The 22,504-nt window shown below is 61.2% G+C and carries 22 protein-coding genes and 1 tRNA gene; 10 read left to right on the plus strand and 13 right to left on the minus strand.

Annotated features, from left to right (window positions below):
• Positions 1–181: 181 nt before the first annotated feature.
• Positions 182–598, plus strand: a complete 417-nt coding sequence (locus G9C82_RS06440; RefSeq protein ID WP_127013653.1) for a low molecular weight phosphatase family protein — start codon at positions 182–184, stop codon at positions 596–598.
• Between the two features lie 75 nt (positions 599–673).
• Here the strand turns inward: G9C82_RS06440 and G9C82_RS06445 are convergent, their stop codons facing one another.
• From G9C82_RS06445 to G9C82_RS06460, 5 genes are all read right to left on the minus strand, one after another.
• Complete coding sequence (locus G9C82_RS06445; protein ID WP_127013654.1) at positions 674–1,531, minus strand: hypothetical protein; 858 nt, start codon at positions 1,529–1,531, stop codon at positions 674–676.
• 207 nt (positions 1,532–1,738) lie between these two features.
• Entirely contained in the window at positions 1,739–2,488 is a 750-nt protein-coding gene (locus G9C82_RS06450) for a class I SAM-dependent methyltransferase (RefSeq protein ID WP_127013655.1), read from the minus strand.
• Positions 2,489–2,967: 479 nt separating this feature from the next.
• Positions 2,968–4,002, minus strand: coding sequence for a site-specific integrase (locus G9C82_RS06455; RefSeq protein ID WP_127013656.1), 1,035 nt, complete (start codon positions 4,000–4,002; stop codon positions 2,968–2,970).
• On the minus strand, positions 3,999–4,133 hold the full coding sequence (locus tag G9C82_RS20875; RefSeq protein WP_277601704.1) for a zinc ribbon domain-containing protein: 135 nt from the start codon (positions 4,131–4,133) through the stop codon (positions 3,999–4,001). Before G9C82_RS20875 ends, G9C82_RS06455 begins: the two co-directional genes overlap by 4 nt.
• Entirely contained in the window at positions 4,130–4,561 is a 432-nt protein-coding gene (locus G9C82_RS06460; RefSeq protein WP_127013657.1) for a hypothetical protein, read from the minus strand. The genes G9C82_RS20875 and G9C82_RS06460 overlap by 4 nt, the downstream gene beginning before the upstream one ends.
• A gap of 231 nt (positions 4,562–4,792) precedes the next feature.
• Here G9C82_RS06460 and G9C82_RS06465 point away from each other — a divergent pair, with 231 nt between their 5' ends.
• Positions 4,793–5,125 (plus strand): MarR family transcriptional regulator, encoded by a 333-nt coding sequence (locus G9C82_RS06465; protein WP_174789844.1) that lies wholly within the window; start codon positions 4,793–4,795, stop codon positions 5,123–5,125.
• 741 nt (positions 5,126–5,866) lie between these two features.
• Here the strand turns inward: G9C82_RS06465 and G9C82_RS06470 are convergent.
• The 5 genes from G9C82_RS06470 to G9C82_RS06490 form a co-directional block, all read right to left on the minus strand.
• Positions 5,867–7,708: a hypothetical protein gene (locus G9C82_RS06470; protein ID WP_127013658.1), complete on the minus strand. Its 1,842-nt coding sequence runs from the start codon at positions 7,706–7,708 to the stop codon at positions 5,867–5,869.
• Between the two features lie 422 nt (positions 7,709–8,130).
• Complete coding sequence (locus G9C82_RS06475) at positions 8,131–8,403, minus strand: hypothetical protein (protein ID WP_127013659.1); 273 nt, start codon at positions 8,401–8,403, stop codon at positions 8,131–8,133.
• Between the two features lie 183 nt (positions 8,404–8,586).
• A tRNA-Ile gene (locus G9C82_RS06480) sits at positions 8,587–8,660 on the minus strand.
• 81 nt (positions 8,661–8,741) lie between these two features.
• On the minus strand, positions 8,742–9,299 hold the full coding sequence (locus G9C82_RS06485) for an FxsA family protein (RefSeq protein ID WP_127013660.1): 558 nt from the start codon (positions 9,297–9,299) through the stop codon (positions 8,742–8,744).
• A gap of 73 nt (positions 9,300–9,372) precedes the next feature.
• Positions 9,373–10,749, minus strand: a complete 1,377-nt coding sequence (locus G9C82_RS06490) for a cytochrome P450 (RefSeq protein ID WP_127013661.1) — start codon at positions 10,747–10,749, stop codon at positions 9,373–9,375.
• Between the two features lie 81 nt (positions 10,750–10,830).
• Here G9C82_RS06490 and G9C82_RS06495 point away from each other — a divergent pair, with 81 nt between their 5' ends.
• Entirely contained in the window at positions 10,831–12,444 is a 1,614-nt protein-coding gene (locus G9C82_RS06495; RefSeq protein WP_127013662.1) for a DUF255 domain-containing protein, read from the plus strand.
• A gap of 76 nt (positions 12,445–12,520) precedes the next feature.
• On the plus strand, positions 12,521–13,327 hold the full coding sequence (locus tag G9C82_RS06500) for a TrmB family transcriptional regulator (protein ID WP_004593852.1): 807 nt from the start codon (positions 12,521–12,523) through the stop codon (positions 13,325–13,327).
• 137 nt (positions 13,328–13,464) lie between these two features.
• On the opposite strand, the gene mptA is transcribed toward G9C82_RS06500, so the two are convergent.
• The 3 genes from mptA to G9C82_RS06515 form a co-directional block, all read right to left on the minus strand.
• Positions 13,465–14,394 carry a GTP cyclohydrolase MptA gene (gene mptA, locus G9C82_RS06505; RefSeq protein WP_004964088.1) on the minus strand — a complete coding sequence of 310 codons (930 nt, stop codon included), beginning with the start codon at positions 14,392–14,394 and terminating at the stop codon, positions 13,465–13,467.
• An 87-nt stretch (positions 14,395–14,481) separates the two neighbouring features.
• The gene (locus tag G9C82_RS06510; protein WP_007189130.1) at positions 14,482–15,081 is read right to left on the minus strand and encodes a response regulator; all 600 of its coding nucleotides are present in this window, start codon (positions 15,079–15,081) and stop codon (positions 14,482–14,484) included.
• A 73-nt stretch (positions 15,082–15,154) separates the two neighbouring features.
• Positions 15,155–16,192 carry an AsnC family transcriptional regulator gene (locus tag G9C82_RS06515; protein WP_004964094.1) on the minus strand — a complete coding sequence of 346 codons (1,038 nt, stop codon included), beginning with the start codon at positions 16,190–16,192 and terminating at the stop codon, positions 15,155–15,157.
• Between the two features lie 109 nt (positions 16,193–16,301).
• On the opposite strand from G9C82_RS06515, the gene G9C82_RS06520 reads away from it, so the two are divergent.
• From G9C82_RS06520 to G9C82_RS06545, 6 genes are all read left to right on the plus strand, one after another.
• Positions 16,302–17,387: an anthranilate phosphoribosyltransferase gene (locus G9C82_RS06520; RefSeq protein ID WP_127013663.1), complete on the plus strand. Its 1,086-nt coding sequence runs from the start codon at positions 16,302–16,304 to the stop codon at positions 17,385–17,387.
• 57 nt (positions 17,388–17,444) lie between these two features.
• Positions 17,445–18,377 (plus strand): alpha/beta fold hydrolase, encoded by a 933-nt coding sequence (locus G9C82_RS06525; RefSeq protein WP_127013664.1) that lies wholly within the window; start codon positions 17,445–17,447, stop codon positions 18,375–18,377.
• Positions 18,378–18,543: 166 nt separating this feature from the next.
• Positions 18,544–19,092: a peptidylprolyl isomerase gene (locus tag G9C82_RS06530; protein ID WP_004964101.1), complete on the plus strand. Its 549-nt coding sequence runs from the start codon at positions 18,544–18,546 to the stop codon at positions 19,090–19,092.
• Positions 19,093–19,131: 39 nt separating this feature from the next.
• Positions 19,132–19,917, plus strand: a complete 786-nt coding sequence (locus G9C82_RS06535) for an MOSC domain-containing protein (RefSeq protein ID WP_127013665.1) — start codon at positions 19,132–19,134, stop codon at positions 19,915–19,917.
• Positions 19,918–19,973: 56 nt separating this feature from the next.
• Positions 19,974–20,315, plus strand: coding sequence for a ferredoxin (locus G9C82_RS06540; protein ID WP_127013666.1), 342 nt, complete (start codon positions 19,974–19,976; stop codon positions 20,313–20,315).
• A 267-nt stretch (positions 20,316–20,582) separates the two neighbouring features.
• Complete coding sequence (locus tag G9C82_RS06545; protein ID WP_127013837.1) at positions 20,583–22,430, plus strand: ABC transporter substrate-binding protein; 1,848 nt, start codon at positions 20,583–20,585, stop codon at positions 22,428–22,430.
• Positions 22,431–22,504 lie beyond the last annotated feature (74 nt).

The raw sequence follows: 22,504 nt of genomic DNA on the forward strand, positions 1-22,504 counted from the left end.
ATATACTCAGGCACGGACTTGGATAGCCGAAGGAACTGTCCCCTCAATGTGAAGGGTCTATACGCACGTGAGAGCGTCCCGCTCGCCAACCGCGACTGCCGTACGGTAGACGGTCTCAGATATATAGCCCACAATAGTGGTCTTAGGAAGGATTATTCCACTCGCTCGGTACGGTTACACGATGACCGATACGCCACTGAAGTTCGGATTCGTCTGCGTCCAGAACGCGGGCCGAAGTCAGATGTCCGCAGCGTTTGCCGAGCGAGAACGTACCCGTCGTGGACTCGAAGACGAGGTCGAAATCCTGACGGGTGGCACAGACCCTGCTGACGAAGTACATCCGGAGGTCGTCGAGGCGATGGCCGAACTCGACGTCGACCTGTCCGACCGGGTCCCGCAGGCGGTTTCGGACGACGAACTCAACGACTGTACCGTCGTTGCGACGATGGGATGTTCGACGCTCGAACTCGACGCCGACGTCGCAGTGCGCGATTGGGCGCTAGACGACCCACACGGGCAGTCCGTCGAGCGAGTGCGGGAAATCCGAGATGAGATTGCGGGGCGTGTCGCCGACCTGTTCGACGAATTCACCGACTAGCGGGCACCGAGTCCAGACGCTGGAGTCAGGGCGGTCCGACGCGTCGGCCGAGTAGCCGCGGCCCTTGCCCGCTGACTACCACTCGACGTACGTGAGATACTCGACCTGTTCGTACGCCAGAAGCCACGTCCCGTAGCTATCTGTGACCTCGACCCCCTCGTGCTCCCGAATGCGGTCGGTGACAGACCGGAAGGCCTCGTCATCCTGAAAGTAGCCGCCGTCAATCGCTTCTTCAACGACTTCTCGTTCGGCTTCGGAAAGGCCCGTAAGGGTGAACAGGTACTGGTCTCGGATCTGGTCAGCAAACGAGTCGACACCCGACGCAACTTCCGTCGCTTCGTACCGGTATTTCGTCTCTGTTGTCGTTCGTGTGCTGACCGTCACCCGGTAGCGGTCGCCGTCGTGGACGATAATATCGTACTGGCGCTCCGGAACGAACGCCGACCCGTCACCCACTTCCGCGGCGGTTCCGTATCCGATACCCACGTCGTATCCGTCCCCGCTGGGCGGGTTGTCGTCTGAAATAACCGGGTCAAGGCGCTGGCGGTCCACCGCCGGTAGCTCCTCATAGGCGATTTCACCGATTTCAGCCGTCGAATCAGCCGGGTCGAAATCGATTCGCACCTCGTACACTGTCACTTCGTTGCTCTCAAGTGGCGTCTCCGAAACTTCGTAGAAGGTCTCATCGATCCGGACGGTATCTATCTGGTCGAACAGTTCGTTTCGGCCCCGGCGCGTCGCGGAGCCGTTTTCGATGGCCGCTGAGACAACCGTGTATTCCGCCGATTCGGAGTCAGGCGATATCGAAACTTCGTCGGCAATATCGGTCGCTGTCGCGTCGTCCATGTCCAGCACGACGGAGGGATGGCCACAACCAGCGACAGCAGCCGAGAGGAGGACTGTGCCGCCCGCGAGGAACTGGCGTCGTCGCATACAGCTACTGACAGACAACTGGAAGGAAAGTCTTCCGGGCCGGGCCTGTTGTGTCACCCCCGGTAATCGCTATGAACAGAGTGAGCGTGCGCACTGACTGGCAGGATGTCTACTCACTTCTGCTAGTGGTCGTTCCCCCGTGTGAAATACCGCGAGTATGATGAAATCGGTGTGGATGGTTCGCCGAAACGGAGCCGAGGGACCAGCTTATTTTTCCACAACCCAGACCATCTCTTTTGCCCCGTCTTTCAGCGGTTGCCGGTCAAAGCCGCCATAGCCAGTCCAGTCGCTCCATCCGGTTGTCTCCAGAAGGAGCTCGAACTCTGACTTCGAAAGGAGGGCCAGTTGAAACGTTGCCCGTCGAACCACATCTCCGTCGTGTGCAATCGTTCGCTCCGTTTCGACAGTCTGCGCAACTTCGTCGACAAGCCGGGATATGCTGGTGACAACGTATTCCTCGCCCTGATATGTCACAGACCGTGTTTGTGGCTCGTCATAGGATTGGGAGATCAGATCGAAACTCGGGACAAAGAAGTTCAGGACAAGTCGTCCATCCGGCGCGAGAGCCTCGCGGAATTGTCGGAGCGCCGCCTTCTGCTCCGCTACTGTGACGTTATGGAGGAAGGTGCGGAACGGGACGATAATGAGTTCGTACTTCCGGGAAGTAGCAAAGTCAGTCATATCGGCTTGCCTGACAGCGGGTGTGAGGCCAGCTTCGTCGGCTTTCTGCTCTAGAACCTCAAGCATCTCCGCAGAGATATCGATACCGTCCGCATCTACACCAGCCCGGAGGAGTTCAAGATAGATGCGGCCTGTTCCACAACCGACTTCGAGAACCGGGCCATCGGTCTCTGCGGCCAGATCAACGTAGAACTCAACATCGCCGATTTCCTGATCCTCGTAATTAGCATCGTAAAAGCCCGCCCACTCGTCGAAAAAGTCTTTTGCGAGGTCCATACGTTCGTCACGGTGGGACGGCCTCATGGTATTATCGGTGGTATGTCATGTGATGTCTCTTTAGACAACGCCGAACGCACCCGTAGCTGTTCAACACTGTGTGTGGTCGTCTGGTCAATTTCTTCCGTCACCAGTTCCGAGCAAGGCCAGAAGCGCCGGTTTACCGTCTAATAGGGTGCAGCTTCCACGTCGCAGCTTTGTTGGCGTACGTCTCTCGGGACTTCGAGCTGGTCACCGGAACCACCTCGTGAGAACAGCCTGAGCCGTAGTAAACGCGAGACGGCGGCAGGGTCCGCAAGGTTCCCTTGCGAGTTGACAGAGAATTCCTTCAACGGCACTTTTCAATTCCGCCGAAATCAGCGAACTACAGCGCTGTAGCTCCGGTTTCGGTAAAGGCAAGAACGGGAAAAACTCGGTATGGGCCAACGCGGTCTGAGCAATCGGGCTTTGCGGTCGGGTTCTGTAGTCAACAATCATCGTTAAATTTCCTCCGGCAGGTGGTCGCGGCGTCGACGCATCCGCTGGCGCTTCGACGCTTTGTCGTAGTGCTTTTCGAGAATCTTCTCGCTCACGTCACCGCGGTCACTGACGACCTCGCGCGGCGTCCCGGCATCGCGGTGGGCCGTGATCGAACCGGTCCGAACTGCGTGTGGTGACACTGACGAGGGGCAACCACTCGCGCGGTCGTGCGTATTGAACTCACAGGTTTCCGGGTCGTAATCGTGCGGACAGGCTTCACCGATGACGCAGGGGCGGGTAAGCCGGTACACCCAGTTCTGAAACGTCGTCACCGACGGTCGGCCGTACTCAGTGGTCACCAACGGAGATCGCCCGTGGTCGTCGGTCACGTCGTGGCGGTTCGGGCTGTCGATGTAGTCCTCGATCACCGCTGCAACGTGCGCCGAAAGCGATACGTCACGCTCGCCACCGTCACCGTTCTTCAGCGGTGTGCCTGTATCCGGTCGATGCCGGAAACAGAGCGCGCGCTCGTCGGCGTCGAAGTCCTCCAAGTCGAGCGCACGGACGCCACCACGTCGGGCCGAGGTCCGCCACATCAGCAGCAGCGTGACGTGTTCCGCCGAAGCGTATCGGTACTCTCGCAGGTAGTCGAGAATCGCGTTTGCGCGCCCGGAGTCGAGTTGCGTGTCGTCCGAGCCGTCACCGTTCACGTTCGGGAGCCGTATCCGCTCCGGCAGGGATTCGGGCACGGCGTCGATGTCGACGAGGTGATCGAGGAACCGGCGGACGGTCGACACCTGTCCCTGCATGGTCACGTCGTTGCAGGTGTCGTCGTCGCCGTTGTCCTCCCGCTTGTAGACGCGGTACGCATGGACCGTTCGGAGGTCCACGTCGTTCATTTTCTGGATGCCCTCGTCTTGGAGCCAGTCGATGAACGACCGGAGGCGCGACTCGTGGCTTCGCATCGTCGTTTCGCGGAGGTCGTAGCGCCGCGCGTCGAGGTAGTACGTCAGCGCCGCCTCGGGCGTGATCGGGTCGAGGTCGTTGTCGCTCATTGCTCACCTCGTTCGAAGGTGAACGCGAGCGACAGCGGCTCACCGTGGTTTCCGCACGCCGGACAAACGCGAACCGGCTCGAACGTTACATTCGAGCAGGCTTCGCAGACGTACAGTCGGTCGTGGCTCATAGCGCACCGTCCTCGACAAGAGCGCGGGCCGCCTGATTCGCAGTGAGGTCCGTCGGACCACCATCGGACGGGTAGCCGTCGGGACTGCGTCCCATCGCCTCCAGAATCGCATTGACACTGGGAACGTCGTCACCGGATACGCTTCGCTGTGCATCGACAGCAGCTGCAACAGCCTGAGAAGCGAGACGAAACTCGGCGCTGTCACCGGGCCGCCGCAGTTCTGTGACACCCATCATCCGGTTGCAGTTCGGACAAGGCGTCTTTCGCTGCCGGGTAGCAGCGTCAGCACGGTTGTTACACTCCTTCGAGTGTCCGCAATCCGGACAGTGGACGCGGTAGACCGTGTACGAACTACCAGCGGTCTTTTCACTTCGTACGTCGTTTCTTGCCGTGCGGGACTCCACTCCCGCGCTGGTTTCGGTTTCCATCGTTTCACCGGAGCCACCTCGGGGCCGTGTTCCAGCACGGCCCTTCGTTACTTCCCGGCCAGAGTCATCAACGACCAACTGGGCGGCTCCATCTTAGCCATCAACGGCCAACTTCTTAAAAGCTTTCACTAATTAGCAAACTCTGTTAAGCAGCCCTTACTCGGGAACTTTGTTTTGGTTGGGACTAATGGGTGATTGGGTTTTAAACGGAGACCTCTCATCAATGGAAACATGGAGAATGACGATGGGCATCCGGATTGGCTCACCGAGATGGACAAAGAAATCATCAACGTATTGGGTACTAATTTAACTCTTACTCCGTCGATCATCGCAGAAAATATCGACCGGTCACGTGAGGGAGTCGGAAACAGGCTAAACTCACTTCAAGCGGGTGGGCTGGTTAGAAAGGTTGACCGAGGTAAGTACGAGATCACTGAGGAAGGTCTCAAATACATGACCGAATGGGTCGATGTTGACGATGAGTACAAACCTTGGCACGGGAAAACACGTGAAGAAATAAAAAAGGAAATCGAAGAAAGGAACAGTGATACAGAAAACGAGTGATAGAATCGCCACTACCTACTTGGTTTCAGATATTTAGTACTTCTACGTTCTCCCATCGGGTACTCGGTCGTCGGTTTCGCATCGGGGACTCGCTCACCGAACACTTCACAAACACGACCCGAAGCGCTGGGTTCACTCTCCCGTCGGGGACTCGGTCACCAATGGCGTGTCGGGGACTCACTTATCGGTCGTTCACACAGCAGGCGACACGTTCTCCTGTCGGGGACTCAGTCGTCGACAGCGCACCGGGTACTCGCTCGTCGATCACTCCTAACTCAACGAACCAGTATCGCTCTCCCATCGGGGACTCGTTTGACGGACGCTTTACAGGCCCAGATTTCCAAATAAGCAGGGCTATCGGTGTAGGTGGCACTAATTTACATAATTTCAGCAGTTAGATACTGCAACACCTGTTTGGTGTGCGTACGAACTGAACAGCCAGAGTCCTTGACCCCTCATTAATTGGAAAGACAAATATCAGTGAAAACTGCGTGTGTTTATCCGTGTCTTGATAGTATACTAGATCTAATGAGAAAGAGCAAAACACCAGCCATTGCGGCCCGTAGCGACCTTCCCTCTGCCAATGAGGATGTAGCGAAACTCCGTCTTGAGCTACGTCATCACTCGCTCGAAGAATTAGAAGAAACAGGGTTAGTCAGGCTGGATAGACAAGAACAGACCGTCAAGAAAGGCCCAAAATTCAACGACAAAAAAGCAAGAATTAGTCTGTACTGACCATTGCTACGACCAAACATCGGCTATCGGTGGGTCGTTCTCACGGTCAACCGCTGGTAGACCATCGGTATCGGGAACACAGTCTTCAGCGGTTTCGAATCCACACGGACTATCGGCTAATTCGTTGCTGGAGAGGTCCCAATACGCATACGCACCGATGTAATCCACGATACACCGGAACGTAGCTTCCTCGGGCAGCGTTGAACGCACCTGCGGCTGTTCCACATCGGAAATCGCCCGCTCTACGGCGGCGTCGAGATCGTCGAGGTCGTCCCACTGCCGACGCGCCAGGTCGTCGCGTATCTCGCTCTCACTCGCTGCTTGTACTGAGTCGAGCGAACACCAGCGCACGGCTTCGCGCACGTCCGGGTCTTGCAGGTGGTCGTTCGGATCGATTCCTTCCGTAATCGACTCCGAGCAAGACCAGAATCGTCGGTTCGTCGCCCAGTACAGCGCGAGCTTCCACGTCGCCGCTTTGTCAGCGTACGTCTCACGGTTGTCGTCGCCCTGCTCGAAGGATTCCGTGGCGTCGAGCAGCGAGCCGAACGTCGCACTCAGGTACTTTCCGAGATACGCGCCAGCGGTTGACTCCATTTCATGACCGTCGTCGCCGAACTCGATCAACTCGTGCGAACGGGTCCGTTCTCGGATCCACTCTTCGCCGTGATCGTGGTCGCCGAACCTGTACCAGTCAACGAAGCCTTCGTCGCTCTGGAACTCTGGTTCCAGTTCGTCGAGGTCATCGCGGTACGTCAGCGGGTACACGTCGACGATCTCTCCCTGTCCGTAGTCGGTCCATTTCTTTGCCAGCTCCGGCTTGTCGCAGAGCCACGGCAGTCCGTCTTTCTCACGGGTTGGCACGTCGAAAAACAGCACATGCAGGTGCGGGTATCCTTTTTGCGTGAACTCCAGCGCCTTGATGTAGTCCGGTCGGTCACGCGGTCGTCCGGTCACGTCGTCGTCAAGGTTGGGACGCCAGCCGGCCACATCGGAATCGCGTGTATCCAATTTGGTCGACGGGTCCGAATCGAAGTACGACAGTAGCCGGTTGAAGTTCTCGTTTATCGAATCTATCCCGTCAAGCAGCGACGACTGCCGTTTCGGGTCGGTGGTCAGCGTCACCAGCACGGCGTTCTCAGCGTGTTCGTAGCCGTATTCCAACGCGTCGTTGAACCGAGCGAACTGCTTGGAGACGCGCCCGGAGTCGTTAAAGCGGGTCTTGTAATCCTTCGTCATCCGCTGTGTTGACTCGCCGCCACGGCGGTCGACGAAGTGAACATCGAACAGCAGTTTGTAATCTTTGATGCGGTTCAGGTAGGATGTAAAACCGTCCTTCAGTAGCTCCCGCAGGTCATCGTCTACAGAATCGACGCGAGAAAGGTAATTACGTAGGAACTGACGATCATACGTCAGGCCCTCTGTCTGGGTTGTTTGAGTAATGCCTTCTGTAATCAAGTCAAGAAGCCGCAGTGTCGGGGTCACGAAAAGAACGCCTGACGACCGGGATTTCCGCACGTACGGGTCGTCGGGGGCTATGAGGTCGTCGATGAAGCGGTATGCAAACTGGTAATCCGGGTCCGAACCGTCGACGCGCTCGCACGTCTCAGGCGATACTCCCTTCACAGCGTACGAAACGACATGAGACAGCGGCGTACCCTCTGGATGCGCCGCAACGAACTTCGCAATGCGTACGCGGTCTTCGTCACGTTCGGTCAGTGATCCGTCGAGCAGTTGGCCGTGGCCGAGGAGACCGCGCTCTTCCAGAAGGTCTGCTAAGACGGGAGTGTTACATCTGTCCGCGAGGTCAAGACCGCCCAGGTGTCCCGGCGGCTCCACGCGGCTGGTCATGCGTGGGACCCCGCGGGGGCAGAAACAGCATTGGTCGGACAGGTGAACGCGGTAACGATTCCCCTCACCCGCCGGGTTCGGGGGAAACGCTCGGGCTTCCGGGTCGACCCGCAAGGGGTCGCTGCCGGCTGGTCGAGCAGGTGCGGGCCGCGATTGGCGCTCGCGGCCCGGTCCGGGCTGCTCGCTCCGCTGCGCTGCCGGGCGTGCCAGCTCTCCCGCGCCCTCGCTTTCGGTGGGTTGTGGGGGCTGGCAGACACGCACGGCTGAGAGGTCGAGTCAACCCCCGCAAGGGGGGTTTCCTCTCCCGGAACGCGAACCTGTGGGGTCGAGCCGCCGACACACTGGGTTGGTCGGACGGTGGGTCGGCTACCTACGGCGGGTACTCCCCTGTCCTTTCCTCGGCGCATCGTCGGACAGAGGAGTTACCGGCCACGCGCGGGATCGTCGGCACTGTGCCGGTCGAGCGTGGGGACCGCGTAGCAGTGGCGACACTCCCGCGCTCGCGCGTAGTCCGAGTCGATCTTGTTGATGCAGTTGTCTTGGCAGATGCAGCACCGGTACGCGGTGTACTCGGACCAGTCGATAGAACCGGAAACTTCCGGCTTGTGTTCCTGCGGCAGGTTCTCACGACCGGAGCCGCGTTTCGACGGACTCGAAACCGGTGGCGATGTCTCTCGGTACTCCGAGTCGGTCACCGGAACCACCTCGTGAGAACAGCCTGAGCCGTAGTAAACGCCAGACGGCGGCAGGGTCCGCAAGGCTCCCTTGCGAGTTGATAAATACTTCCTTCAACGGCACTTTTCAATTCCGCCGAAATCAGCGAACTACAGCGCTGTAGCTCCGGTTTCGGTAAAGCCAAGAACGGGAAGAACTCGGTATGGGCCAACGCGGATTTGAACCGCGAACCTCCCGGTTATCAGCCGAGCGCTCAACCTGATTGAGCTATTGGCCCAACGCATTCTTTTGTACCCGAGGGGTATTGAAAAGGGTAACGTTTCGCGGCCGGTTGGGGATGTGAAACCGCGTCAGGGCTTCAGTTTTCGTCGCGGTCGTCGAAGTCGACGTCAGTGGCTTCGTCTGGGTCGAAGGAGGTGCCGGGACCGGAACCAGAGCCCGAACCGGGGCCACCCTCTGGACCGGTCGGGCCGGGGCCGGCCGGGCCGTTCTCATCGTTAGGGAACCCGCCGACGTACACCTGGCCGCTGGCGAAACCGCTGGTCTTGGCATCGATGTAGGGCCGGACGACCCAGCGGCGCGTGGCAGCGCGGACGGGGTACCGGGTGAACGGCACCGCGAGCAGGAGGCCAACGAAGTCCGTCACTAGGCCGGGGGTGAGGAAGAACGCGCCAGCGGCGATAAGGAGGCCGCCGTCGATGAGTTCGTCGGTCGGGAGTTCGCCGACTGCGAGCCGCTGTTGTATCTTCCGAAGCGTCGCACGGCCTTCGGCGCGGACCAGCAGCATGCCAACCAGCGCCGTCAGAACGACGAGGGCGACCGTCACGAGCGAGCCGAGGAACGGTATCGCGACCGTCACCAGTAACACGATGTCGAACAGCGGGATGAGCAGCAATAGCCCGATGACCCGGAGCATACGACTGCTTGCAGGCCCGCCCCCAAACGCCTTTCGAGAGCAGGACCGAGCTGTCGACCGCCGGCGTAGCGGGTCAGCGTTTCCGCAGTCGGACTTCGACGGGGTCTGTGGGACTCAGTGTAATCTGCATCGCCAGCGACAGCGGCGGTTCGGTGACTGCTTCGACGGCGTACTGTTGGGCGATGGTTGCCAAGGCGAGTTTGGCCTCCATCCGGGCAAAGCGCATCCCGATACAGTGGCGCGGACCGCCGCCGAAGGGATAGTAGGCGTAGTCCGGGAGCGACGCTTCGAGGTCGTCGTCCCACCGTTCGGGGCGGAAGGCGGCGGGTGCGTCGTACCACCGGTCGTCCCGGTGGACGAGCCACTGCGGGAGAGTGAGCTGGGCGTCCGTCGAGAGCTCGTAGCCGCCGAGGGTCACCGGCTCCGTCGGCTGGCGAAACACCGTGAACGCGGGCGGGTACAGCCGCAGGACTTCATTCAGCACGGCATCGAGATACGGCAGTTCGAACAGGTCCTCGGGCGTCGGCTGGCGCTCCCCCAGCGTCGCGTCGAGTTCGTCGTGCAGGCGCTGCTGGCGCTTCGGATTATTTGCCAGCAAGAACCAGGCGTAGGTGAGCGTCAGCGCCGTCGTGTCGTGACCGGCGACCAGAAACGTCAGGAGCTGGTGACCCAGTCGCTCGCGGTCCATCGTCTCGTCGTCGAGCGAAAGCAGCAGGGAGAGTACGTCGTCGCGTGCCTCGCGGGCGTGCTCGTCTTCACGCTGACGGGCGGCGATAACGTCGTCGAGCGTGGACTGGAACTCGGCCAGCGAATTAGTGACGGCGCGGTTCGTTCCGGTCGGAACCCACAGCGGGAGGTACGCCGACAGCGACCGCGGGTCCAGTCGCGTACGTAGCGCGTCGAGTAGCGGTTCCAGCGCGTCAGCAGTCGTCTCGATATCCACGTCTAGCAGTGTCTTGCCGAGAATGTTCAGCGTCAGCGACTGCATATGTGGGAGGACATCGATGCGCTGGCCGTCGCTCCAGCCCGCTGCTGCTCGGTCGGCAAACTCTGTCATCGTGTCGCCGTAGGCGGCGATGCGTTCCCGGTAGAACGCCGGCTGGAGCGCCGTCCGCTGTTGTTGCCACTCCTCGCCTTCCAGCAGGAACAGCCCCTCGCCGATAAACTGGCCGAGGGTGTCCTGAAGCAGTTGTCCCTTCTCGTATACATCGGCGTCGGTCACAAGCACCTGCTCGACGAGGTCGGGATGGCAGACGAAACAGCCCGTCGTCCCGGCGACGCTGTACCCCACCATGTCGGCCTCGTGGGCCCCGGCGCGGTCATAGAACCCCAGCGGGTCACGCAACATCGCGGCGGTGTTGTCGACGAACGGGACGCGGCCGAGACGGGGTGGCCGGTCGCCCGGTGTGACCGGTTCCGGCGTTTCGCGAATCGCCTGCTGGGTATCCATCGCCCACGCTTGGACCGCGCCGCCAATCGGTCTTTCGCCGAGAGTGAGAGGGCCTTTGTACGCCCACCGCCCACACCCGGTATGGACGAATACGCACGCGACACGAAGGTCGAGTGGCGCGAGTGGGGCACAGCCCCGTTCGAGGACGCCGCCGAGTCGGGGAAGCCGGTACTGCTGGCGCTGACGGTTCCGTGGAGCGCCGAGTGCCGGGCGATGGACCGAGGCACGTATGGCGAGCCCCGCATCGCGGCCAACATCAACGACGGGTTCGTCCCGGTCCGCGTTGACGCTGACCGGAACCCACGCGTCCGGGAGCGGTACACGATGGGTGGATTCCCGTCGACGGTGTTCCTGACTCCTGAGGGCGAGGTCATCACCGGCGCGACGTTCCTCGGGCCGGACGGGTTCCGCGGTATTCTGGACTCCGTCCGGGAGTCGTGGGACGCCCAGGGCGCGGCGGCGGGCTCGATTCCCCGGCAGCTACAGGACGAATCGCCGCCGGCTGGCGAACTCCGGCCGCGCATCGAGGAACACATGGTCGAACAGTTGCTTGGCGCGTTCGACGACGAGTTCGGCGGCTGGGGAACCGACGTGAAGTTCCCGCTGCCGCGGACCGTAGAGTTCGCCCTTGTCCGAGCGCGGGACCAGGCCACCCGGACACTCGAAGCGATTCGGACACACCTGCTCGACACCTACGACGGTGGCTTCTTCCGGTACTCGACAGAGCGCAGCTGGGGGAACCCCCGGCGTGAGAAGCTACTGGACGAGAACGCTGCCCTAGTCCGGGCCTTCGCTCACGGCTACCGGTACACTGGGACTGAGGCGTACCGGGACGCCGCCCAGCGGACCGTCGACTACCTCACGACGACGCTGTGGGCCGGCGACGCGTTCGCCGCGAGCCAAGCCGGCTCGGACGAGTACTACCGGCTGGAGCCGACAGAGCGCGAAGGGACCGTGTCGCCGAACGTCGACAAGACAGTGTTCGCAGACCGCAACGGCCTCGCTATCGATGCCCTGCTGTGGGTCGCAGCCTACACCGACGACGAGCGCGCACAGCAGTACGCCAGTCGCGCGCGAGACGCCGTCTGTGAATCGCTTGTCGACGGCGGCGAGGTCGCCCACTACGACGGCGCGGACAGCGATACCGGTCTGCTGCTTGACCAGGCCCAGCTCCTCCAAGGCCTGACGACGAGCTGGCAGGTCCTCGGTGAACCGGGGCCGGCCAAGGCTATCGCCGACTGGACCATCGAAAACCGCCAGCAAGATGACGGCGCGTTCCGGGACGGTCCCGACAGCGGCGCAGGGCTGTGTACCCGCTCGCTCCATCCGCTCGACGCGACAGTGGAACTGGCTGACGCCCTTGTCGACCTCGCGGCACTCACCGGCGAGGACCGATACCGCAACGCGGCGCTTTCAGCCGTCGAGTCCTTCGCCGGCGCAGCAGAACGGATGGGCGTCGAGGTGGCCGGCTACGCCGGCGTCGCGGCCCGCCTTCAGCAACCCCAGACGCTCACCGTCGGGGCCGAAGCGGGAACGGACCTCCACCGCGCGGCACTTCGGCTGGCCGACCACGAGACCACCGTCGTCCCGGAGCCGGACGGCGACGGCACGGCGCGACTCCTCGACGGGGACGCAATTGTCGCCGAGGGGACGACCCCGGCCGAACTCGAAGCCTCACTCACTGGCGACCGCTGACACGAACAACGACAGCAAACGTGGACAAACGGTAAACCCCCGACAAGTTTTTGCACACGTACCCTGATGTATGGGTATGTCCAGTCTCAGAGATCTCGGACTTTCCGAATATGAAGCCAGAGCATACCGGTCACTGCTGGAAACGGGACCGACAACGGCCAAGGAACTATCACGGGCCAGTGACGTTCCGATGGGCCGCATCTACGACGTGCTCAACAGCCTCGAAACGTACAATCTCGTCCGCAGCCAGACCGCCAGCAGACCAAAAAAATACGTCGCCGTCGAGCCCGACACGGCCCTCGACCGCCTGCTCGAAGACAAGAAGCGCGAACTCCAGGAAAAGGTCGGCCAGTACGAGGAAATCGTTGACGACCTCTCGTCACAGCTGGAGTCGGCAGACCCCGTCGAGGAGCCGTTCTGGACGGCCGCCGTCGGCCCCGATAACTCGCTTGACCTGTTGCTTGAGCGGCTAGCCGCCGCCGACGACGAGATTATCATGGTCGGCTCGGCACCCGCTCGACAGGTCGATATCCTCTCCGGCACCGAGCGGATCGTCGACGAACTCGAAGCGGCGTTAGAGCGCGGTGTGGAAGTGTCCCTGCTCGTCCGACCGGATCTGTTCGAAAGCCTTCCTGAGGAGGCCAACCGTGAGTACTACGAGCGCCTCTTCCACTACGACAACTACAGCGCCCGCGCCAGCCCGAACATCAGGACCACGTTCGAGCTACTCGACGGCGTCGAAGTCTGTATCGAGGTCCCACACCCGCTGGGCCGCGAGGAAACCTTCGGCGTCATCGACATGAAAGACTCCGATTTCACTGCCGATATCAGCCAGGCGTTCGAAGAACACTGGGCCGAAGCGAAACCGGTCGGCCCGCCATAGTTGGACCGCTGGAACAGGTGAGAGGAAATCGAGTCGCAAACGGCGTCCGTACTGTTGTGAACTGCTCCGCTCAAAAATTTCTGCGGTTTCGCGGGTCGCTGTGCTCCCCGCTCAACGTTCCGAGGACTTCGCTGCGCTCAGTCCTCGCTGACTTCCTGCCGCAGATCGTCCAACTGTGCCACGCGCTCTGCGTGGGCGTTGTGCTGGTGGATAGACTCGTCGTTGGACTGTTTCATCGTCACGACGGCGTCGTCCGGCAGGTCCGGGAACGTGTTGACGACGCCCTCGGCAAGCGCGCGAACGCAGTCCTCGACGAACTTAGCGTCCTTGTGGGCCTCGTAGGTCATGTGGTCCTCGTCGGGCCGTTTCGCGAGGTTGTAGATGCGGGCGCTCATCGAATCGCGGGCGACTTCGATGAGTTCGTTCAGGTCGACCTCGGGCGCGCCGTCGCTCTGGACGGTGAGCGTGGCGTGGCCCCGCTGTGAGTGGCCGGCCTGTGGATTGGTTTCAAGGAACTCCTCGATGACATCGTCTTCGACGTTTAGCTGCTTGAGCGTCTCGCGGGCACGGGACGCTGACATCCCCTGAGAACACGGGCAGACAGTCATCCCGGTGACGCGAGCACCGATTTCCTCGCTCGTCCCGTCTTCAGTTGCCGTCGCCGAAGCGATGATGTCAGCAGTCGACTGTGTCGCCATTTCGGAGGCCGGGGTAGACTCGTGAGTGACGTACTCCGCTTCCATCCGAACCTCCGCCTTCGTCGTGTAATCGTGCTTCTCAAGCAGGAGTTCGGCGGCGTCGCCACAGACATCCTCGACCCGATAGGCTTCCTCGGAGACAGCGGTTTCCAGCGTCTCGTCGATAACCTCCATATTGCGGGACATATCGGCACCCTTTCGCCAGGACGGCAGGTCTACGAACACTTCGAACTCCGCCATGAGTACGATGGGGTCGCGGTCACGACGCCCCAGTTTGACGAGTTTCTCGACGCCCGTCACACCGACGCGATTGAGACCGACCGTTACGTCCGGACTCGACGCCTGCACGTCCGGGAGTTGTTGACTCATTGCCCTCCCTATGGAAGAGAATCGGTTAGTGCTTTCGAAAGGGTGGGCGGGTCACCGTGAGTCTCGAAACAACCGCTCCGACCCGGCTCAAAACTGTGTGTTGTCCGGTATTGACTCGTCCGTCTCGAAATTCCGAAACAGCAATTCGAAGTCCGTGGCGTCGAACGAATCCGTGAGTTCGTCAAGTTCCGCGCGGACTTCCTCAAGTTCGGCCCGCAGCGCAGTGAACTCCTCGCTCTCATCGAGGACAGCCTGTGGTTTCGATGATTCCAGTGCAGCGTATTTCGCCGTGAGCGAGTAGCATTCCCGCAGGCGTTCCTCGTAATCGGCGTACAGAAGCAACTGTTCGATTGTCTGGAAGAGGTCCGCCTTCGACACTGGTTTGAGGACGTAGTCATCGAAGGGCATCTCGATGATATCAAAATCGGGGTCTACTGCGGTCACCATCGCCACGCGCGTATCGTAGCGCTTCTCACGGATCGCCGACAGCACCTCGTCGCCGGAGAGGTCCGGCATCCGTCGGTCTAACAGGACAACATCGACTGCGGCGTCCAGCTTCGAGAGGGCGGCCTCACCACTGTATGCCGTCTCGACTGTGTAGCGTTCCCCTAACTGGTCCGCGTACACGTCTGCCACCGCTGGCTCGTCGTCGACAACGAGAATTGTCACTTGCCGACCCTTTGTCATTAGCTAGCATATTTACAGCAGAATTGCAAAAGGGTTCCGGCCACCGTTCCCGGGACACCCTGATTGAGAACGGTTACTGGCCGACGATATCGTCGTATCGTGCCCCAGTCTGTTTCAGCGTCTCCGTCGAGTACAGCCGGCCGTGGTCGTACGGGAGGTGGTCAGTCGCGAGTTCGTCTATCTTCTCGTCCACGATGTCCGCTTCGCGTCCGTGGATCATTGTAAAGAGGTTGTACTGCCAGTCCTGCTCCGGGCGGCGTGGCCGGTGATAGCAGAGCGTGACATAGGGGAGTTCGCCGACTGCCTGCCCACGCTCGTCGAGGGCGTCGTCCGGCACGTCCCAGACGACCATGCAGTTGTTGTCGAACCCGGTGACGATGTGATTCACGACACAGCCGATGCGCTTGATACAGCCGGTTCGCTGGAGTCGCTTGATAGCCGAGAGTACTTCGGACACGTCGGCATCGACAGCGTCCGCCACGTCTCGGTATGGCGTTGCGACAAGCGGGAAACCAGTCTGAATTTCGAGCAACAACCGTCGGTCCAGTTCCGAGAGGTCCGCGGCGGCATCTTCGCTTATTCGAGTCGCAGTGGCGTCGGTCGTCTCCAGACTCTCCCGGGCGAACCGGTCACCGTTGACAACCGGGAACTCCAGATCGATGTAGTAATCAGTCAACATCGGCAAGACGAGTACCGAACAGCCGGTTCGCTCCTCAATCTCGGCCAGAATCTCGTCGCGTCGCTGTCGGGAGCCTGCAGTGACAACAAACCACATATTCCACTCGTGGTCGCGAGCGTAGTTGTGGTTCACCTGCCGGTACCCGTTGATTATCTCGGCAACCTCGTCGAACCGGTCCTCGGGGGCACTGACAGCAGCCAGCGTCGAAGAGCCGATGACCGGCGGATTAAGAACCGGACCGAACCGACGGAAAATGCCGTCGTCACGGAGCGTTTTGACCCGGTCGAGTGCTGTTCCCGCCGAGACCCCCAGCGCATCACCAACGGCCTCGAAGGGGCGTTCCTGAATCGGGAAGTCACTCTGGAACTCATCGATGAGCGCAGCGTCTACCTCGTCGATCTGCTCGCGCCACTCGCCCGACTGGAGACTCATTGTATTCGATTAGGAGTGTAGTCGTGTATCCCTTTCGGGAAGGCGGTCAGTTCCCATAAACTGAGAACAAAACGCAGGGGCTTTTGAACTCTGGCCCGAACACGTTTCCATGGCGCAAGCGACCCGGGAGTACGGCGAATGGCCGCTCAAACGACTCATGACGGAAGTTGTCGGCTCCGGTCACAAATCGGCCGACGACATGTCCCGCACACAGGCCCGGGAGGCGTTCCAGCGCATCCTCGGCGACGAACCCGACCACACGACGCTTGGCGCGTTCTGGCTCGCCAACCGCTGGAAGCGCAACACCCCCGAGGAACTGGGTGCGTATGTCGACGTGATGTCCGAGGAATCGGTCGAGACAGCTACGCCAGAAGCTGACCCTGTCGACTGCGGGGCCAACTACGACGGCAAAGGCCGGTCCGCGATTCTCGGCGTCGGCGCAGGTGTCGTCGCCGCCGCCGCCGGGACGCCCGTTGTCGTCCACTCCGGCGACCGCGTCCCGACGCAGAAGCAGGACGCCTACAAGCACGTGTTAGACGAACTGGGCGTCCGAACCGAAATCGAGCCGAGCGAAAGTGCCGATATGGTCGACGAGGTCGGCTTCGGCTACTACTACCAGCCCGAGTTCAACCCCGGCATCGACGCCCTGTTCGAGCGCCGCGACAACATGGGCGTCCGGACGTTCGTCAACACTGTCGAGACGCTTGCGAACCCCGCCAACGCCAGTGTGCATCTCGGCAGCTTCTACCATCTGGCCTTCGCAAAGAAGATGGTCCGAACGCTCGCCCAGTCCGAGACCAGCAGCGTCGAGCGTGCCCTGTTCTTCCAGGGAATGGAAGGCTACGACGACGTTCGCCCCGGCGAGACAATCGTGGCCGAATGGCCCGTCACCGGCGAGGAGTCCGACGACGAGGACATCGCGGACTTCGAAATCCGCACCGGCGAGTACGGGATGGACATTGAGAGCGAGGACCTGCAGGTCGACGACGTGGCCGAAGAGTCGGCGGCGATAACCGAGGCTGTGCTGGCCGGCGAGCGCGAAGACGGCTTTGCCGATGCTGTCGCGCTCAACGCCGCCCTCCGCATCTATGCCCGTGAGGACGCCGACAGTATTCAGGACGGCCTCGAACAGGCCCGTGAAGCGATTGCCGACGACAGCGCAGCGGCGACACTCGACGAGCTTCGGACCTTCTAAGCCGGCAACGGCCCACAGAGCGGAACCCACTTCTACCGAGCGGGCGAAATGATTCTGATGGGACAACACGCCAGCGCTCGTGACAGCACTGCGTGGACGGTACCCGCAGCAGAAACCCCCGGAACCCACGAGCTGGTCGACACGAACGGTATCAGGCTTCATACCGTGACCGCCGGGCCGCCGGACGGCGACCTCGTCGTCCTGTTGCACGGCTTTCCGGAGTTCTGGTACGCCTGGAAACACCAACTCCCGGCGCTCGCGGACGCCGGCTACCGCGTGGTTGCACCCGACCTCCGGGGCTACAACCACTCCGACAAGCCCGAGGGCGTCGGAGCCTATCACATCGACGAACTGGTCGCCGATGTCGCGGGCCTCGTGTCGGCGTTCGACCGCGAACAGGCCCACATTGTTGGGCACGACTGGGGCGGTGTCATCGCCTGGCAGACCGCTATCGACCGTCCCGATGTTGTCGACCAGCTTGCGGTTCTGAATGCACCACACCCCTCGGCATACGAACGAGCGCTCCGCCACTCGGTCGACCAGTTATTGCGCTCCTGGTACGTGCTGTTCTTCCAGCTTCCCGCGCTTCCGGAGGCCAGCCTCGGCTGGAACGATTTCACCATGCTGGAGCGCATTCTGACTGACGGACCGACCCGCCCTGACGCCTTCACCGAGACCGACGTGCGGCGGTACAAGCGGGCGCTCGGGCAGCCGGGCGCGCGCACGGCCGCGGTCAACTACTACCGGGCGCTTGGCCGGCGGAACGCAAAGCTGACGCTCACGGCGGGCGGGGTCGGCAACAGTCCAGTGACAGCGTCAACGCTCCTTATTTGGGGTGTTCAGGACGATGCGCTCTCGCTCGACCTGACCCAGGACCTCGAAGAATGGGTCCCGGACTGTCGAGTCGAGCGGCTCCCGGCGGCGAGCCACTGGGTCCAGTTCGACGCCCCCGAGCAGGTCTCGGAGCTACTGCTGTCACACCTGCCGTAGCCCGGCGCAACGAACAGCCGACACTCCCGCTCGCGTGGCGACGCGTCGGACTCCCGCGTCCCGCCACGCGACAGCTACTCAGACTATGGCGGCGATGGCCTCGTTGCAGTACGTGAATCCTCGGTCAGTGGGCAGGCTTTTCTGCCGGGCTTCCCTCCGATTGAGTATGAGTGACCTGACTGCAACCCTCCACACGACAGAGGGCGAGATCGAAGTCGAACTGTACGACGAGCGCGTGCCGACTACCGTCGAGAACTTCGTCGGTCTGGCCGAAGGGGCCGACGACTACGACGGGACCGAAGTCGGCCCGGGGACCGGTGCGTGGGAAGACCCTGAATCCAGCGAGAAGCGCATCGACCCGCTGTACACTGATATCGACATCCACCGGATCATCGAGAACTTCATGATCCAGATGGGCGACCCGACCGGCACTGGTCGCGGCGGCCCCGGCTACTCCTTCGACGACGAGTTCCACGACGAACTCAGCCACGACGGCCCGGGCGTCCTCAGCATGGCCAACAGCGGCCCGAACACCAACGGCTCGCAGTTCTTCATCACCCTCGACGCCCAGCCCCACCTCGACGGCAAGCACGCCGTCTTCGGGAAGGTCATCGACGGAATGGACGTTGTCGAGTCTATCGGCAGCGTCGACACCGACCGCAACGACGCGCCGACCGAGGAGATGCTGCTGGAATCGGTCGACGTTCACCGGTAACCAGACAACGTTTTCGTTGTTCCGACCGAGCAACCGATAGTGGCACACGTCGAACGACTCACCGTCTACCCCGTCAAGGCACTGGACGGCATGGACTGCGACTCAGTATCGATGCGTCCGGGCGGGACGCTGGCGCACGACCGCGAGTTCGCCCTGTTCGACGCCGACGGCGGCGTGGTCAACGGGAAGCGAACCCGCCGCGTCCACGACATCGACACCGGCTACGACACCGAAACGGGGACACTGTCGGTCACCACCGACGGCGATAGCGCGTCGTTCAGACTCCGGGATGCAAGTGATCGCACCCGAGCCGCCGACTGGCTCAGCAAATTTTTCGGTGTGGACCTGACCGTCGAGCGCGACGAGACACTTGGGTACGTCGACCGGCGGGAAATGGGGCCGTCGGTCATCAGTACCGCGACACTGGAAACGGTGGCATCGTGGTTCGACGACGTGACTGTCGACGGGCTGCGCCGACGACTCCGGGCGAACGTCGAGGTCGGCGGCGTCCCGGCGTTCTGGGAAGACCGCTTCGTCGGCGCGGACGCTCCAGCATTCCGGGCCGGCAGTGTCCGCTTCGAAGGGGTGACACCCTGCGGTCGCTGTGTGGTCCCGCAGCGAGACCCCGACACCGGGAAGGAAACCCCGGGGTTCCGAGAACAGTTCATCGAACGCCGACAGGAGACGTTTCCGGAGTGGGCCGACCGGGACGCCTTCGACCATTTCTACACCCTGATGCTCATCGCCCGCGTTCCTGAGGCCGACCGCGACGCGGCGCTCGCCGTCGGGGACCCCGTCGAGGTCGTCTCGACGACTGAGACGTAGCGGCGAACAACGGCGAGACCGACAATCGAAAGACGGTCCATCCCGAACGGGGCGTAATGACAGACGCGGACGACCACGTCGACCCGAGCGAGTTCGGCGAACAGGACGGCCCCCCGGTCGAGGAGAAGCCCTACAAAATAATCTTCGAGGCGAACAAGTGCTTCGGCGCGGGCAAATGCGCCGAGAAGTCGCGCAATTGGACGCTTGACCTGGACACTGGCATCGCCAAGCCCGAGGCGTACTTCATCGACGAGTCAGACCTCGATCACAATATCGCGGCCGCGGAGGCCTGTCCAGCCAAGAAGGACCGGGGCATCATCCACGTCATCGACCGGCGAACGAACGAAGAAATCGCCCCGGACCCAAACGGCGACGGGTCACTCTCCGTCGACTGGTAGCGCAGTTTCTGACAGCGGCCGCTGTTACTCCCACCTACCAATCCACGTAAAAACCAGTGCGCGCGGTCAATACCGCCGATAATTCCGTTGTGTGGGGTGGAATATTTGCATTCAGGTAACATTCACTACAGGATATATCATGTAAGATTACTATAGATAATAAACTGAATTTCTTCATGCGAGCAGTTTAATATTTCAAGCTACTGTATGACATAACTTCTATTTGTAGGGGGCAATTTGGGTATCAATATGCCACGTTCAAGTAGCATGGAACGGCGATCGTTTCTGAAAGCAACGGGCAGTGCTGCGGCGGCCGCAGCGCTGGCGGGATGTTCCAGTGATAGTGACGAGACTGAGGGAGCAGAGGAGGGAACCGGCGGCGGCATGGACTCGACAGACGACAGTGGGGGCGATGTCGGGACCGACCTGAAGGAAGAGGGGGACCTCTGGCGGGTCAACACGGGGACGATGACGACGATGGACCCGATCGAGGCGACCGACACCCAGTCGGGAATCGTCATCCAGCAGATGTTCGACCCACTGATGAACTATCCCGACAGTCAGCCCGCTGTAGAGGGGCTTATGGCTGCGGACTATGAGGTATCTGAGGACTTCACAACCTACACGTTCCAGTTGAAGGATGCAACCTTCCACAACGGGGACACCGTAACCGCCAGCGACTTTGTCTACGCGTTCGAGCGACTGACTGCATCTAGCAACTCCAGTCGTGCCTACTTCGTTCTGGACTCGCTGGGCGTGACACACGAGACGACGACCGAGACGGTCGACGGCGAGGAACAGGAAGTGTACCAGTCCGGGACGCTCGGCGTCGAAGCTATCGACGAAACAACGCTCGAAATCCAGCTGGAATCACCGTTTGCATCCACGCTGGAAATGCTCGCGTACTCCTCTTTCTCACCGGTTCCTGAGGGCATGGTCGGCGATATCGAAGGGTATGAGGGCGAGATGACACAGGCCGAGTTCTCCAGTTCGAACCCGGTCGGGAACGGTCCCTTCGAGTTCGACACGTGGGACTCCGGCACTGAGGCCAGGGTCAGCGCGTACGACGACTATTACGGCGAGAGCGCGAGCGTCGACGGCGTCCACTTTGCGGTCATCGAGAACGATTCGGCCAATTACAACTACGCGATGAACCGCAATGCCGACATCTTCGAGCTCCCCACGGCGCAGTACGACCCCGGGAAGGTGTCCGTCGAAGAGGAAGACGACCAGGGTCGTCAGATCGGGTCCTACGGCGAGTTGCGCAACGGCGCCACGGCCAATTACTCCGCTGTATCGAATATCGGGGTGTTCTATCTCGGGTTCAATATGGCCAGCGTACCCAAGCCGGTCCGTCAGGCGGTCGCGTACGCGATGAATCAGCACACCGTTGTCGAACAGGTGTTCAAACAGCGCGGCGAGCCCGCCTACAACTTCACGCCGAAGTCCATCTTCCCCGGCGGCGCCCAGAACTACAACGACCGCGCCGAAAACGAGTACCCGTACGGCTACGACGACAGCCAACTCGGAGAGGCCCGCTCGGTGATGGAAGAAGCTGGCTACGGCGAAAACGAGCGGTTCGCCATGGAGCTGACAATCTACGAGTCCGGTGTCTGGAGCGAAACCGCAAGCATCCTTCGAGACCAGCTACAGAGTGTCTACATCGACCTCGAAGTCAACCAGGCGCCGTTCAACACGCTGCTTGAACGTGGTCGCAACGGCGAGCTAGAGATGTACTCGCTTGGCTGGGTCGCCGACTGGCCCGCCCCGGACAACTTCCTCCAGCTGCTGAACCCGCCACAGACTGACACGAGCCTCGATTTCCCGATTTCGTACGTCAACTGGCAGCCGGAGAACGGCGACGCTGCCCAGCAGGCTGAGGAGGCATATCAGGCGATCGCCGAAAACCCGGCACCGACGGAAGAGGACCAGACCGCCCGGAACGACGCGTACATCGAGATGGAGAACGCGAACTGGGAAGACGTCGCCATGCTGCCGGTGTATCACGAGCTGACTGAGCTGTTCTGGTACGACCACGTCGACTTTGCTCCGCCTGCCGGGATGGGACCGAGCCGACAGAAGATGAACACTGTGTCGCTCGGAGACAGAGAGTAATCGCGTCCCTGCTGGCGTGACCGTCCCCGTCACGGTTGGTGACGGGAACAACTTCGCAGCCCTCAGAGATTATG

The sequence above is a fragment of the Haloarcula sp. R1-2 genome, assembly GCF_011627385.1.
Taxonomy (GTDB): domain Archaea; phylum Halobacteriota; class Halobacteria; order Halobacteriales; family Haloarculaceae; genus Haloarcula; species Haloarcula marismortui.

Coding starts and splice junctions, on each gene's coding strand:
- G9C82_RS06455 (WP_127013656.1), bottom strand. CDS start 4,002: ATGAGCGACAACGACCTCGACCCGATCACGCCCGAGGCGGCGCTGACG.
- G9C82_RS06530 (WP_004964101.1), top strand. CDS start 18,544: ATGAGTGACCTGACTGCAACCCTCCACACGACAGAGGGCGAGATCGAA.
- G9C82_RS06540 (WP_127013666.1), top strand. CDS start 19,974: ATGACAGACGCGGACGACCACGTCGACCCGAGCGAGTTCGGCGAACAG.
- mptA (WP_004964088.1), bottom strand. CDS start 14,394: ATGAGTCAACAACTCCCGGACGTGCAGGCGTCGAGTCCGGACGTAACG.
- G9C82_RS06470 (WP_127013658.1), bottom strand. CDS start 7,708: ATGACCAGCCGCGTGGAGCCGCCGGGACACCTGGGCGGTCTTGACCTC.
- G9C82_RS06510 (WP_007189130.1), bottom strand. CDS start 15,081: ATGACAAAGGGTCGGCAAGTGACAATTCTCGTTGTCGACGACGAGCCA.
- G9C82_RS06485 (WP_127013660.1), bottom strand. CDS start 9,299: ATGCTCCGGGTCATCGGGCTATTGCTGCTCATCCCGCTGTTCGACATC.
- G9C82_RS20875 (WP_277601704.1), bottom strand. CDS start 4,133: ATGAGCCACGACCGACTGTACGTCTGCGAAGCCTGCTCGAATGTAACG.
- G9C82_RS06495 (WP_127013662.1), top strand. CDS start 10,831: ATGGACGAATACGCACGCGACACGAAGGTCGAGTGGCGCGAGTGGGGC.
- G9C82_RS06500 (WP_004593852.1), top strand. CDS start 12,521: ATGTCCAGTCTCAGAGATCTCGGACTTTCCGAATATGAAGCCAGAGCA.
- G9C82_RS06545 (WP_127013837.1), top strand. CDS start 20,583: ATGGAACGGCGATCGTTTCTGAAAGCAACGGGCAGTGCTGCGGCGGCC.
- G9C82_RS06465 (WP_174789844.1), top strand. CDS start 4,793: ATGGAGAATGACGATGGGCATCCGGATTGGCTCACCGAGATGGACAAA.
- G9C82_RS06490 (WP_127013661.1), bottom strand. CDS start 10,749: ATGGATACCCAGCAGGCGATTCGCGAAACGCCGGAACCGGTCACACCG.
- G9C82_RS06520 (WP_127013663.1), top strand. CDS start 16,302: ATGGCGCAAGCGACCCGGGAGTACGGCGAATGGCCGCTCAAACGACTC.
- G9C82_RS06515 (WP_004964094.1), bottom strand. CDS start 16,192: ATGAGTCTCCAGTCGGGCGAGTGGCGCGAGCAGATCGACGAGGTAGAC.
- G9C82_RS06525 (WP_127013664.1), top strand. CDS start 17,445: ATGGGACAACACGCCAGCGCTCGTGACAGCACTGCGTGGACGGTACCC.
- G9C82_RS06440 (WP_127013653.1), top strand. CDS start 182: ATGACCGATACGCCACTGAAGTTCGGATTCGTCTGCGTCCAGAACGCG.
- G9C82_RS06460 (WP_127013657.1), bottom strand. CDS start 4,561: ATGGAAACCGAAACCAGCGCGGGAGTGGAGTCCCGCACGGCAAGAAAC.
- G9C82_RS06445 (WP_127013654.1), bottom strand. CDS start 1,531: ATGCGACGACGCCAGTTCCTCGCGGGCGGCACAGTCCTCCTCTCGGCT.
- G9C82_RS06450 (WP_127013655.1), bottom strand. CDS start 2,488: ATGGACCTCGCAAAAGACTTTTTCGACGAGTGGGCGGGCTTTTACGAT.